This is a genomic window from Variovorax sp. 54, from assembly GCF_002754375.1.
In the GTDB taxonomy this organism is placed as follows: domain Bacteria; phylum Pseudomonadota; class Gammaproteobacteria; order Burkholderiales; family Burkholderiaceae_C; genus Variovorax.
The window spans coordinates 6,443,173-6,456,704 of sequence record NZ_PEFF01000001.1; the positions used below are offsets into that span (position 1 = coordinate 6,443,173).

Sequence of the window (13,532 nt, forward strand, 5' to 3'; positions counted from 1 at the left end):
CAACTCCTTTGAGCGCGTGGATGCGATGCAAACCGCATCAGCACATTCGCAATCCGTCGTTGGCAAGGGCGCGGGTGCTTCGCAGAATCGGCGGCATTGATCCAGGGAAACCGCCCGCCATGCCACTGCACACCGTCGTCTCTTCGTCTCCCGCCGCACAGGCCCGACACATCCTCGCGCTGACCGCCATCGCCTGGTGCATCGCCACACCGTCGCCGCATGAAGTGGCACGCCGCGCGCCGCACGGCCATGTGCCGCTGCGCGTGCGCAGGAGGCTGCACGCCACGGCCGTGGCGGCACTTCTTCCGTATGCATGGTGAGCCGCGCGACCCCGCAGATTCCAGATATCGATAGAGGAATTCAGCGCAAACGGCCCGCGCGATGGCTCGCAGAATTTGAAGCACACCCGCTTCCACTGCGCCATCGCCGAACACCGTGTCCTACTCGCTTTCCCTGCTCGACAAGAGCCTGATCCCCGAAGGTGCCGACGCCGCGCAGGCGTTCCAGCACACCATCGCGCTGGCCCAGCGCGCCGAACGTCTGGGCTACCGGCGCTACTGGCTGGCCGAGCACCACGGCAACCGCACCTATGCGGGCTCGGCGCCGGAAGTGCTGGCCTCGCATCTGCTCGCGAAGACCTCGCGCATCCGCATCGGCACTGGCGGCGTGATGCTGCAGCACTACAGCCCGTTCAAGGTCGCGGAGACCTTCAAGGTGCTGGCCTCGCTGGCGCCCGGCCGCGTCGACCTGGGCATCGGCAAGGCGCCGGGCGGCCTGCCGCTGACCAGCAAGGCGCTGCAATCGCTGCACGATCCGGTGAAGGCGAAGGCGCTCGATTTCGAAGCGCGCCTGCAGGAGCTCGATGCCTTCCTGCACGACGGCGTGCCTGCCGACCATGCACTGGCAGGTGCGGTCGCCACGCCGTTCCCGCCGCAGCCGCCGCAGCGCGTGCTGCTCGGCGGCAGCCCCGAGAGCGCGTTGCTTGCGGCGCGGCTGGGTTGGCAGTTCGTCTACGCGGGTCACTTCAACGGCGACCCCGTGAACATCGAGCAATCGATCGACGCGTATCGCACCGCGACCGGCCGCGCGCCGCTGCTCGCGCTCTTCGCCTTTGCGGCCGAGACGCACGACGAAGCCGCGCAGTTGGTGGGCGCATTGCGCAGCTTCCGCGTGACCCTGTCCACCGGCCAGAGCGTGAACCTGCCGAGCCTCGAAGCCGCTGCCGAGTTCGCACGGCAGGCCGGCGCCAGCGACTACCGCACCGAAGAACGGCGTCCGCATGTCATCGCCGGCACCGGCGACGAGGTGCGCGACGCGCTCGATGCCCTCAGCGCGCGCCACGGCATCGAGGAGTTCGTGATCGACATCCCGGTGGCGAACTTCGCCGCGCGTGCCACGGCGGTCGAGCTGCTGGCGCAGGCCCGCGAGCCCGCACTGGCCTGAGCGTCTTCTCTTTTCCTTTCTTCCCATCACAAGAACGATCGTCATGAGCAACATCCAGTTCGGCGTCATGCTGCAAGGGGCCGGCAGCCACATGAATGCCTGGAAGCACCCGGGCGGCCCGGCCGATGCCAGCGTCAACCTCGACTTCTTCATCCGCAACGCGCAGAAGGCCGAGGCCGCGGGCATTGCCTTCGCCTTCGTGGCCGACGGGCTCTACATCAACGAGAAGTCGATCCCGCACTTTCTCAACCGCTTCGAGCCGATCTCCATCCTCTCGGCGCTGGCCGCCGTCACCTCGAAGATCGGCCTGGCGGGCACCATCTCCAGCTCGTACAGCGACCCGTTCACGGTGGCGCGGCAGTTCGCTTCGCTCGACCTCATCAGCGGCGGGCGCGCGGGCTGGAACGTGGTGACCACGCCGCTCGAAGGCAGCGCCAAGAACTACAGCCGCGCGCACCCCGAGCACGCGCTGCGCTACGAGATCGCCGACGAGTACCTGGCCGTGACGCAGGGCCTGTGGGACAGCTGGGACGACGACGCCTTCGTGCGCGACCGCGAGAGCGGCCAGTTCTTCGACCGCGACAAGCTGCACACGCTGGACCACAAGGGCCGCTTCTTCCAGGTGGCGGGGCCGCTGAACATCCAGCGTTCGCCGCAGGGCCAGCCGGTGATCTTCCAGGCCGGCTCGTCGGACGCGGGCATCGGCCTCGCGGGCAAGTACGCCGACGCGGTGTTCACGCATTCGCCGTCGCTCGAAGACACGCGCGCGTTCCTGAAGCAGGTGAAGGCCAGTGCCGTGGCGCAGGGGCGGCAGGCGGGCGACGTGAAGATCTTCCCGGGCATCGGCCCGGTGGTCGCTGCCACCGAGGCCGAGGCCGAGGCCAAGTACCTCGCCATCCGCGCACTGCTGACGGTCGAAGAGGCGTTGGCCTACCTGGGCCGCTTCTTCGACCACCACGACTTCAGCCAGTACCCGCTCGATGCGCCGTTTCCCGAACTGGGCGAGATCGGCCGCAACAGCTTCCGCTCGACCACCGACCGCATCAAGGCGAATGCCAAGGCCAAGGGCCAGACGCTGCGCGAAGTGGCGCTCGAAGTCGCCACGCCGCGCACGCAGTTCGTGGGCACCGGCGAACGCATCGCCGACGAGATCATCCGCTGGGTGGACGAGGGCGCGGCCGATGGTTTCATCCTCGGTTTTCCGGTGCTGGGGCAGGGCCTGGACGACTTCATCGAGTTCGTGGTTCCCGCACTGGAGGCCCGCGGTCGCTACCAGCGCACGCTGCCCGGCCAGACCCTGCGCGACCACCTGGGCCTGCCGCGCAAGGCGAGCCGCCATGCGCTGCCCCAAGGCGACGCTGCCATCGAGCGGAAAGCCGCCTGATGGGCGCCGCATTGCCACGCCCGGCCCTCAAGGACATCCACCGCGTCGAATCGACCATCGCCGGCTACGGCGACGCGTTCATCGCGCTGCGACGCGACATTCACCAGCACCCCGAGCTGTCGTTCAAGGAGCACCGCACCTCGGCGCTCGTGGCCGAGCGGCTCGCGGCCTGGGGCTACGAGGTCACGACCGGCCTGGCCGGCACCGGCGTGGTGGGCACGCTGCGGCGCGGGCCGGGGCGCAGCCTCGGCATCCGCGCCGACATGGACGCGCTGCCGATCCACGAAGCCACCGGCCTGCCGTATGCGAGCGAAAACGCGGGCGTGATGCATGCCTGCGGCCACGACGGCCACACGGCGATCCTGCTTGCGGCGGCGCGCTTCCTCGCCGAAGCGGGCGCCTTTCGGGGCACCTTGCACCTGATCTTCCAGCCCGCCGAAGAACTCGGCGCAGGTGCCAAGAAGATGATCGATGAGGGCCTGTTCACGCGCTTCCCGTGCGACGCCGTCTTCGGCCTGCACAACTGGCCCGGCGTGAGCACGGGGCATGTGGGCTGCGTCACCGGGCCCGCGATGGCGGCCATCGACCAGGCACACATCACGGTGCGCGGCAAGGGCGGCCACGGCGCACAGCCGCACGAGACGGTCGACCCCGTGGTCGCGAGCGCGCACCTGATCGCGGCGCTGCAGACCTTGGTGTCGCGCAACGTCGATCCGCTGGACATGGGCGTGATCACGGTGGGCTCCATCCACGGCGGCGAGGCCTCCAACGTGATTCCGAACACCGTCGAGCTCAAGCTCACGGCACGTTCGTTCAAGCCCGAGGTGCGCGCGCTGCTGGCGCGGCGCATCCCGGCACTGGCGCGGGCGCAGGCCGAGAGCTTCGGCGCCGAGGCCGAGGTCGACTACCGGCCGGGCTTTCCGCCAGTGGTCAACCATGTGGAAGAAACCGCCTTTGCGCGCGCGGTGGCGCTCGACACCTTCGGCGCGGAGCGGGTCGATCCGGCCTTCCGCCCGCGCACCGCCAGCGAAGACTTCGCCTACATGCTGCAGGCGCGCCCCGGCAGCTACGTGTTCTTCGGCAACGGCGAGAGCGCCTCGCTGCACAGCCCGCGCTACGACTTCAACGACGCGATCCTCGCGCCCGCGGCCGTGTACTGGGCGCGCCTGGCCGAGCGCTTTCTTTCCGCCGACAGCGACCTGCAGGAAACCACCCCATGAGCGAACAGTTTGTCTACACCACGCCGTTGGACCCACGGGCCCGGCCGTTGATCGAAGGGCTCACCTTCGAGTACGACAGCCGCTACGGCGATGTGATGCGCGAGCCCGGCGCACCGCGCGAGATCGACCGCTACGCGCCCGAGGTGTTCGCACCGCCGCACGGCAACTTCGTGCTGCTGCTGCGCGACGGCGTGGCGATCGGCGGCGGCGCCTTCATGCGCCACGACGAGCGCACCGCCGAACTCAAGCGCGTGTGGACGCACGGCGCGCTGCGCCGCCAGGGCCTCGCAAGCCGCGTGTTGGCCGAGCTGGAGGCGCAGGTGCTGCGCCAGGGCTACGAGCGCATCTACCTCACGACCGGCTTTCGCCAGCCCGAGGCCGTGGGCCTGTACCGCAGCCATGGCTACACGGCGCTGTTCACGGACGACGCCGATCCCGAGACGCCGCGCAAGCTGCCGTTCGAGAAGCACCTGGCGCAGTGGGCCGCGCAAGGCCGTGCCGGTGCAGCGCTGAGCGGGGCGGTGTCGCGATGAACACGACCACCATCCTGGACGTCGGCCCGGAGCCGCGCAGCCCCACAGCACCCGCACGACCGATCGGCCGCAGCGATGCGACACCACCCGTCAAGGGCGACTACTCGCATTTGCGCATCGTCCCCGCGACGTATCCCGCGCGCGCGGTCGGCACCATCTTCGCGGTGGCGGTGATTGGCCTCGTGCTGCATTCGGTGCTGACCAACCCGCGCTGGGGCTGGCCGGTGTTCGCCGAGTGGTTCTTCTCGGAGCCGGTGCTCGCCGGCCTGGGTCGTACGCTGCTGCTCACGGCGCTGGGGGCGGTGCTGGGTTTCTTCTTCGGCACCGGGCTGGCGCTGGCACGGGTGTCGCGCTCGCCGCTGCTGGCGCGGCTGGCCTGGGTGTTCACCTGGCTCTTCCGCTCGGTGCCGGTGATCGTGCTGCTGCTGATCATCAACAACCTGGGCTACCTGTACGAGACCGTGTCGCTGGGCGTGCCGTTCACCGACCTCACGTTCTTCTCGTACCCGACCACGCAGCTCATCAGCCCCTTCGTGGCGGCGCTGCTGGGCCTCACGCTGAACCAGGCGGCCTTTGCCTCGGAGATCGTGCGCGGGGGCATTCTGTCGGTGGACCAGGGGCAGCTTGAAGCGGCTGCCGCGCTCGGGCTTTCGCGCCGGCGCCAGGCTTCGCGCATCGTGCTGCCGCAGGCCATGCGCAGCATCCTGCCCACGGCCTTCAACGACATCATCGGGCTGGCCAAGGGCACCTCGAACCTCTACATCCTGGCGCTGCCCGAGCTGTTCTACACGATCCAGATCATTTACCGGCGCAACCTGGAAGTGATTCCGCTGCTCATGGTGGCGACCGTGTGGTACCTCGTGATCCTCACAGTGCTGTCGGTGGCGCAGCACTACATCGAGCGGCACTTTTCGCGCGGGGCCCTGCGCCATGCGCCGCGCTCGTGGCTCGGCGGTGTGGTGCAGGGGCTGTGGGCGCGGGGCAGGGTGCCGGCGGTGGTGCCCGTGTCCGTGCCGGCGCCGGCCCCCGCACAGGTGCCGCGCTGGAACGGCGCGCGCGCCCCCGGCGGCGAGGTGACGATCCACGGCGTGTCCAAGCGCTTCGGCGCGTTGCAGGTGCTCGACGACGTGACCTTCACCGCGCCGCGCGGCAGCGTCACCGTGATCCTCGGGCCGTCGGGCTCGGGCAAGTCGACGCTGCTGCGCACCATCAACCACCTGGAGCGCGTGGACGACGGTTTCATTGCCATCGACGGCGAGCTCATCGGCTACCGGCGCGACGCCGACACGCTGTACGAGCTGCACGAGAAAGACATCCTCACGCGCCGCGCCGACGTGGGCATGGTGTTCCAGAACTTCAACCTGTTCCCGCACCTCACGGTGCTGGAGAACATCGTCGAGGCGCCGCAGTCGGTGCGCGGCCTGCCGCGCGCCGAGGCCGAGGCACTCGCTACTGACCTGCTGGCCCGCGTCGGCCTGGCCGACCGCAAGGATGCCTACCCGCGTCAGCTCTCGGGCGGCCAGCAGCAGCGCGTGGCGATTGCGCGGGCGCTGGCGCTCAAACCCAAGGTGCTGCTGTTCGACGAGCCCACCTCGGCGCTCGACCCCGAACTCGTGGGCGAGGTGCTCGCGGTGATCGAGGAGCTGGCGAGTTCCGGCACCACGCTGCTCATCGTGACGCACGAGATCGGCTTTGCCCGCGAGGTGGCCGACACCGTGGTCTTCATGGAGCAGGGCCGCATCCTCGAAACCGGCACGCCCGAGCAGGTGTTCAACGCGCCGAGGCATCCGCGCACGGCCGAGTTCCTGGCCAGGGTGCTCTGAGCTTTTTCTTCTTTTCTCCTTTTTCCAACCGACCGCTTTTCATGACCCATCGACGCCATCTCCTGTTCGTTCTTCTGGCCGCTTTGCTGCCGATCGCCGCCACGGCCCAGACCGCCCCGGCGCCCGACCTGAGCCCCGAGCAGCCGGGCCGCCCGCGCGCGCAGAGGATCGAAGAGGCCGTGCGGCTCGCGAAGGACTTCAAGTTCCAGAAGGAAGGCGTGCTCGTCGTCGGCACCACCACCGGCCGGCTGCCGTTCGCGGCCTACGCCACCGACACCAAGACGCCCGTGGGCAACGCGCCCGACATCGCGCAGCTCGTGGCCGACAGCCTGGGTCGCAAGCTGGAGCTGGTGTCCACCGCCTGGGCCGACTGGCCGCTAGGCCTGCAGTCGGGCAAGTTCGACGTGGTGGTGTCGAACGTGACTGTCACCGAAGAGCGCAAGGAGAAGTTCGATTTTTCGACCTACCGCAACGACCAGCTGGGCATCTACGTCAAGTCGGACAGCAAGCTCGGCGCCATCAAGGAGCCCAAGGACATCGCGGGCCTGAAGCTCATCGTGACGGCCAGCACGAACCAGGAGCAGATCCTGCTGCGCTGGAACAAGCAGAACCTCGCCGCCGGGCTCAAGCCCATCGAGATCCAGTACTACGACGACGATGTGGTGCAGCGCCTGGCCATCCAGTCGGGCCGCGCCGATGCGTACGTCGGCCCCAATGCGATCGCGGCCTACGAGGCACGCGACGGCAAGACCCGGCTCGCGGGCCTGGTGTCGGGCGGCTGGCCGCTCAACGCCGAGATCGCCGTCACCTCGCGCAAGGGCTCGGGCATTGCCGAGGCCGTGACGCTGGCGCTGAACACGCAGATCAAGAACGGCAACTACGGCAAGGCGCTGTCGCGCTGGAACCTGGCATCGGAGGCGATCGAGGTGGCACGCACCAACCCGCCCGGCCTGCCGAAGCACTGAGGGGCGGGGACCATGTCGCTCAAGAAAAAACTGGGGGCGCTGGCCGCCCTCGGGCTGATCGCGCTCGCGCCGGCCCAGGCCGCCGACCCTTTCGACTTCAGCCCCGCGCAGCGCAGTCGCCTGCACACGGGCAAGGACGCCGAGGCCGTCAACGCCATTCCGCCCAACTTCAAGTTCGTGAAGGAGGGCGTGCTGACCATCGCCATCGCGCCGTTCGCACCGCCGATCTCCACCTACGCCACCGACGCGAAGACCGTGGTGGGCTTCGACCCCGACTTTGCCCACCTCATCGCCGAGGCGCTGGGCCTGAAGCTGGAGCTGCAGCCCATCGCCTGGGCCGACTGGCCGCTGGGCCTGAGCTCGGGCAAGTACGACGCCGTGATCTCCAACGTGGGCGTGACCGAGCAGCGCAAGGAGAAGTTCGACTTCTCGACCTATCGGCTCGGACTGCACGGCTTCTACGTGCGCACCGACAGCGCCATCCAGTCGATCAAGGAGCCGAAGGACGTGGCGGGCCTGAAGCTCACGACCGGCGCCGGCACCAACCAGGAACGCATCCTGCTCGAATGGGACCGGCAGAACGTGGCCGCGGGCCTGAAGCCGGTGTCGATCCAGTACTACGACGACGATGTGACGCGCTGGCTGGCGGTGACGACCAAGCGCGTCGATGCCAACTTCAACCCCAACGCGCCGCAGGCCTACGAGGCCGCGAAGAACGGGCTACTGCGGCTCGCAGGGACGGTCAACGCGGGCTGGCCGCTGAAATCGGACGTGGCCGTGGCCACGCGCAAGGGCAGCGGCCTGGCCGTGGCGCTCACCACCGCGGCCAACGGCCTGATCCGCAGCGGCACCTACGCCAAGGCGCTCGCGCGCTGGCGCCTCGCGGAAGAGGCGTTGCCGAAGTCCGAGGTCAACCCGCCCGGATTGCCGAAGTTCTGACCCTGCGAGCCACACGACCATGACCATCCACCACATCGGTTTTCTCACGCCCGGCAACTACGACGAGGCCGACCCGCACGCGGGCCTCGAAGCTGCGCTGCGGCTGTTCGAGTTCGGCGAGCGGCGCGGCTTCGACAGCGCCTGGGTGCGCCAGCGCCACCTGGAGCGCGCCGTGTCGTCGGCGCCGACCTTCCTGGCCGCCGCCACGCAGCGCACGCGCCGCATCGAACTCGGCGCGGCCGTGATCCAGATGGGCTACGAAAACCCGTTCCGGCTGGCCGAAGACCTCGCCACCGTCGACGTGCTCTCGCGCGGGCGCCTGCAGGTGGGCCTGAGCGCGGGCGCGCCGCCGCATGGCGCCTTGCTGGGCGGTCGCTTCCAGGACGCACCGCCGGCCACCATCGACTTCACGCACAAGCGCGTGGCGCGGTTGCGGGCCAACCTCGAAGACGTGCTGCTGGGCGATGAAGACACGGTGATCGAATCCGCCGGCGGGCGCGTGCGTCCGCGCGTGCAGCCCTATGCGCCCGGCCTGGTCGGGCGGCTCTGGTACGGCGGCGGGTCGCTGCGCTCGGCCGAATGGGCGGGGCGCAACGGCTTTCATCTGCTGCTGGGCAACGTGCTCACGGGCGAGACCACCGACGATTTCCTCGAAGCCCAGACCGGCCTCGTCGAACGCTACCGCGCCAGCGAAGTGCCGGGCGCACGCGGACGGATCGCGTTGGGTCGCGTGATCGTGCCGCTCGATGGGGCCGATGCCGCCACGCGACGCCGCTACCGCGCGTTCGCGGCCGGGCGCGTCGAACGCACGCAGACGCCGCAGGGCGAACGCCGCACGCTGTTCGCCGGCGACCTCGTGGGCAGCGCCGACGAGATCCTGGAGCGTCTGCATCGCGACCCGGTGCTGCCGCTGGTGAGTGAGCTGCGCGTGGAGCTGCCCTACAACTTCGACAGCGAGGCCTACGAGCAGATTCTTGACGACATCGCCGTGCGCATCGCGCCCGAACTGGGCTGGCGCGTGCGTGCCGAACTATCACGAGAAGCAGTAGCGCTCGCCTGAGCCTCAGAAGCTTTGGGTATGCGCTTATCGCAAACGCTTCGTTGGTGATCGCGCGATGCCTGCCTAGAGTTCGCTCTGATCTGTTTCAGATGTCTTCCATTCAACACAAGGAGTCCCGCATGTCGATCTTCAGCAGATGGTGGCGCGCCGCGTCCCTCGCCACGCTGACCTTTCTGGCCACCGCGCCCGCTGCCTTTGCCCAGGCCTCGGCCGACGGCAGCGGCCCGCTGGTCTCGACCGACTGGCTCGAGAAGAACCTGCGCAACCCGAAGCTGCGCGTGATCGAGGTCAGCGTGAACCCGGGCCTGTACGAGCGCGGCCACATTCCGGGCGCGGTGAATTTCTCGTGGCACAACGACCTCAACGACCGCGTGCGCCGCGACATCGTGAGCCAGGCCGAATTCGAGAAGCTGCTGTCGACCGCCGGTGTCGACAAGGACACCACCGTCATCCTCTACGGCGACACCAACAACTGGTTCGCGGCCTGGGGCGCCTGGGTGTTCGACCAGTACGGCGTGCAAAACGTGAAGCTGCTCGACGGCGGACGCAAGAAGTGGGAAGCCGAGAACCGCGTGCTCGACAACCGCGCGCCCGAACACGTCGCCACGCGCTTCAAGGTGACGCAACCCAACCCGCAGCTGCGCGCAAGGCTGGCCGATGTGCTGGCCGTGGCCGAGGGCCGCTCCGACGCGAAGCTGGTCGACATCCGCTCGGCCGACGAGTACAGCGGCAAGATCTTCGCGCCGGCCGGCGCCGCCGAACTGGCGGTGCGCGCGGGCCACGTGCCCGGTGCGGCCAACGTGCCCTGGGGCCGTGCGGTGAATGAAGACGGCACCTTCAAGTCGGCCGCCGAGCTGAAGGCGATCTACGCGGCCGTGGGCATCGACGGCAGCAAGCCGGCCATCACCTACTGCCGCATCGGCGAACGCTCGAGCCACACCTGGTTCGCGCTGCACAAGATCCTGGGCTACAAGAACGTGCGCAACTACGACGGCTCGTGGACCGAGTACGGCAACGCCGTCGGTGTGCCGGTCAACAACCCGGCCGGCACGGTGTGGGCGTCCAAATGATTGAGTTGAGGTGAGATGAGTTCGAGGTGAGTCGGCGTTGGAGGGACCTCGCGGCCTCTCTGATGAGCGACATTGGGCGAGCCCTCGGGCTCGCTTTTTTTTGGGGTCAACACAAAGGGGCCGGGGCATGTCCGCTTCGTCAATCAACGCGGCGCCTGCGCCGCTTTCTCGCACGGGCCTGGCCGCTGCTGTCGTGGTGTTGCTGCTGATCGCGGCCGGCGTGCATCTGCTGGGCGGGCGCAGCGGCGGCCGCGCGCTGGCCTTCGCACTTGGGCTGGGCGCGGTGCTCGGCGTGGTGCTGCAGCGCTCGCGCTTCTGCTTCTATTGCCATGCGCGCGACTACTTCGAGGGCGGCGATGCGCGCGGCCTGCTGGCCATCGTGGCCGCGCTCGCGGTCGGCACCGTGGGCATGCACGTCGTCATGACCGGCTGGCTGCCCGTTCCGCAGCCGGGGCGGTTGCCGCCCGATGCGCACATCGGCCCGGTCAGCGGCGCGTTGGTGCTGGCAGGGCTGGCGTTCGGCGCGGGCATGGTGGTATCGGGCTCGTGCATCAGCGCGCACTGGTACCGGTTGGGCGAGGGCTCGCCGACCGCACCGTTCGCGTTGCTCGGTTCCGCAGCGGGCTTCCTGCTCGGCTTCGCGAGCTGGAACTGGCTTTACAGCGCCACCATCGCCACCGCGCCCGTGGTGTGGCTGCCGCATCACCTGGGCTATGCGGGCTCGGCCGCGCTGCAGTTGGCGGTGCTCGCGGTGCTGAGCGCCTGGCTCTGGCGAAAGCTGCCGGCGGGAGAGGCTGCATTGCCCGCACCGCGCAGCTTCATCGACGCGGCGCGCCGCCTGCTGCACGGGCGCTGGCCGTATGCCTGGGGCGGCCTCGCGGTCGGCGCGATCGCCGTGATCGTGGTGTTTCGGCTGCGCCCGCTGGGCGTGACGGCTGCGTTGGGCAGCGCCGCGCGCGACCTCGGCAACGCACACGGCCTGCTGCCGCAGCGCCTGGACGGGCTCGACGGGTTCGGTGGCTGCGTCACGTCGGTGGTCGAAAGCCTTTGGCAAACACCCAATGCGTTGCTGGTCGGCGGCCTCGTGGCGGGCGCGCTGGCCGCAGCGCTCGCGAGCGGGCAGTTCAAGCCCACCTGGCCGAGCGTGGGGCAAGTCGTTCGCGGGCTCGGCGGCGGCGTGCTGCTGGGGTGGGGCGCGATGACCGGGCTGGGTTGCACGGTCGGCAACCTGCTCTCCGGCACGATGGCCGGTGCGCTGTCGGGCTGGGTGTTCGGTGCGAGCGTGCTGCTGGCGGTGTGGGGTGGGCTGCGGTTGAAGCGCCTTGCGGCGAGGGCGTGACCGCCGTTGATCGCTGCGCGGCAGACACCGCATTTCCATATGCGGAGTCCTTCTTTCGGAGCGGTGCGGCGCAGGGCACAGTCCCTCACGCATCGACAGGCACGTGTCCACGCACAGCGGCCATCTGCCTGTTTCAACTTCACAAGAACACCCGAGGGATTCCATGTTCCGACCACTTCTGACCGCGGCCCTGCTGGCCGCCGGCCTGCTGCAGGCGTCCGTCGCCACCGCCGAAACCGTGCGATGGGCGCGCAGCGCCGACCCGGCCACGCTCGACCCGCATGCGGTCAACACCGGCACCAACTTCGGGTTGCTGCACCAGATCTACGAGCCGCTGATCCTGCGCGGCGCCGACAGCAAGCTGCAGCCCGCGCTGGCCACCTCGTGGAAGCTCACGGCCGACCCGACGGTGTGGGAGTTCAAGCTGCGCCCCGGCGTCAAGTTCCATGACGGCGCGCTGCTCACGGCCGACGACGTGGTGTTCTCGCTGCAGCGCGCGCAGGCGCCGAGCTCGGCGCTCAAGTCGCTGCTGTCGTCGGTGGCCGAGGTGAAGAAGGTCGATCCGCTCACGGTGCACGTGCGCACCAAGGGCCCGAACCTGATCTTCCCGAACAACCTCACGAACCTCTTCATCCTCAACGAAGCCTGGGCCAAGGCCAACAAGGCCGAGCAGTCGCAAGACGTGGCCAGCAAGACCGAGAACTTCGCGACCCGCAACGAGAACGGCACCGGCCCCTACGTGCTGGCCTCGCGCGAGGTCGATGCGCGCACGGTGCTCAAGCAGTTCCCGCAGTACTGGGGCCGCGGCCAGTTTCCGCTGGACGTGACCGAGCTGGTCTACGTGCCGATCAAGTCGCCCGCCACGCGCGTGGCCGCGCTGCTGTCGGGCGAGGTCGATTTTGTTCAAGACCTGCCGGCGCAGGACGTGGGCCGGCTCAAGGCCGACAAGCGCCTGCGCGTGACCGAAGGGCCCGAGAACCGTTCGATCTTCCTGGGCCTGAACGTGGGTGCGAAAGAGCTCAAGTACGCCGACGTGAAGGGCAAGAACCCGCTGGCCGACCCCAAGGTGCGCGAGGCCATCGGCGTGGCGATCGACCGCGACGCGATCAAGGCGGCCGTGATGCGCGGCCTGTCGAACCCCTCGGGCATCATCGCGCCGCCTTTCGTGCACGGCTACGAGAAAGGCTTCGCGGCCTACCCGAAGGCCAACGCCGCGCAGGCGAAGAAGCTGCTGGCCGAAGCCGGCTACCCGAACGGCTTTGCGATCACGCTGCACACGCCGAACGACCGCTACGTGAACGACGAAGCCATCAGCACGGCGGTGTCGGGCTTTCTGGGCCGCATCGGCATCAAGACCACGGTGGCGGCGCGCCCGATTGCGCTGCACAGCACCGCCATCAACTCGGCCGACACCGACTTCTACCTGTTCGGCTGGGGCGTGCCGACCTACGACTCGGCCTACATCTTCGATTACCTGGTGCACACGCGCGGCAAGGACGGCCGCGGCCCGACCAACGCCACCGGCTACAGCAACGCCGAGGTCGACGCGCAGATCGCATCGCTGGCCGCCGAAAGCGACAAGGCCAAGCGCGACGCCACCATCAAGCGCATCTGGCAAACCGTGCAGAAAGAGCGCATCTACATCGCGCTGCACGACCAGGTGCTCAACTTCGCCTCGACCCCGAAGCTCGACATTCCGGTCAGCCCCGACGGCAGCGTGTTCTTCAAGAACGTGAAGGTGGCGAAGCCTTAAGCA

Annotated in this window: 12 protein-coding genes; all 12 read left to right on the forward strand. The window is 68.9% G+C overall.

Going from position 1 to position 13,532, the window contains the following annotated elements; genetic code table 11:
- Positions 1–119: 119 nt before the first annotated feature.
- The 12 genes from CLU95_RS29570 (at position 120) to CLU95_RS29625 (ending at position 13,529) form a co-directional block, all read left to right on the forward strand.
- The gene (locus tag CLU95_RS29570) at positions 120–320 is read left to right on the forward strand and encodes a hypothetical protein (RefSeq protein ID WP_099796877.1); all 201 of its coding nucleotides are present in this window, start codon (positions 120–122) and stop codon (positions 318–320) included.
- Between the two features lie 115 nt (positions 321–435).
- Positions 436–1,443, forward strand: a complete 1,008-nt coding sequence (locus CLU95_RS29575) for an LLM class flavin-dependent oxidoreductase (RefSeq protein WP_099796878.1) — start codon at positions 436–438, stop codon at positions 1,441–1,443.
- Between the two features lie 43 nt (positions 1,444–1,486).
- Positions 1,487–2,827, forward strand: coding sequence for an LLM class flavin-dependent oxidoreductase (locus CLU95_RS29580; protein WP_099796879.1), 1,341 nt, complete (start codon positions 1,487–1,489; stop codon positions 2,825–2,827).
- Positions 2,827–4,047: a M20 aminoacylase family protein gene (locus CLU95_RS29585; protein ID WP_099796880.1), complete on the forward strand. Its 1,221-nt coding sequence runs from the start codon at positions 2,827–2,829 to the stop codon at positions 4,045–4,047. The genes CLU95_RS29580 and CLU95_RS29585 overlap by 1 nt, the downstream gene beginning before the upstream one ends.
- Complete coding sequence (locus tag CLU95_RS29590) at positions 4,044–4,580, forward strand: GNAT family N-acetyltransferase (protein WP_099796881.1); 537 nt, start codon at positions 4,044–4,046, stop codon at positions 4,578–4,580. Before CLU95_RS29585 ends, CLU95_RS29590 begins: the two co-directional genes overlap by 4 nt.
- Complete coding sequence (locus CLU95_RS31310; RefSeq protein WP_099796882.1) at positions 4,577–6,403, forward strand: amino acid ABC transporter permease/ATP-binding protein; 1,827 nt, start codon at positions 4,577–4,579, stop codon at positions 6,401–6,403. The genes CLU95_RS29590 and CLU95_RS31310 overlap by 4 nt, the downstream gene beginning before the upstream one ends.
- Before the next feature lie 41 nt (positions 6,404–6,444).
- Positions 6,445–7,368, forward strand: coding sequence for an ABC transporter substrate-binding protein (locus tag CLU95_RS29600; RefSeq protein WP_099796883.1), 924 nt, complete (start codon positions 6,445–6,447; stop codon positions 7,366–7,368).
- 12 nt (positions 7,369–7,380) lie between these two features.
- Positions 7,381–8,307, forward strand: coding sequence for an ABC transporter substrate-binding protein (locus CLU95_RS29605; protein ID WP_099796884.1), 927 nt, complete (start codon positions 7,381–7,383; stop codon positions 8,305–8,307).
- Positions 8,308–8,326: 19 nt separating this feature from the next.
- Positions 8,327–9,367, forward strand: a complete 1,041-nt coding sequence (locus CLU95_RS29610; protein ID WP_099796885.1) for an LLM class flavin-dependent oxidoreductase — start codon at positions 8,327–8,329, stop codon at positions 9,365–9,367.
- Between the two features lie 119 nt (positions 9,368–9,486).
- Positions 9,487–10,437, forward strand: a complete 951-nt coding sequence (locus CLU95_RS29615; RefSeq protein ID WP_095745245.1) for a sulfurtransferase — start codon at positions 9,487–9,489, stop codon at positions 10,435–10,437.
- Between the two features lie 127 nt (positions 10,438–10,564).
- Complete coding sequence (locus tag CLU95_RS29620; protein WP_099796886.1) at positions 10,565–11,776, forward strand: YeeE/YedE family protein; 1,212 nt, start codon at positions 10,565–10,567, stop codon at positions 11,774–11,776.
- A 163-nt stretch (positions 11,777–11,939) separates the two neighbouring features.
- On the forward strand, positions 11,940–13,529 hold the full coding sequence (locus CLU95_RS29625) for an ABC transporter substrate-binding protein (protein ID WP_099796887.1): 1,590 nt from the start codon (positions 11,940–11,942) through the stop codon (positions 13,527–13,529).
- Positions 13,530–13,532: the final 3 nt, after the last annotated feature.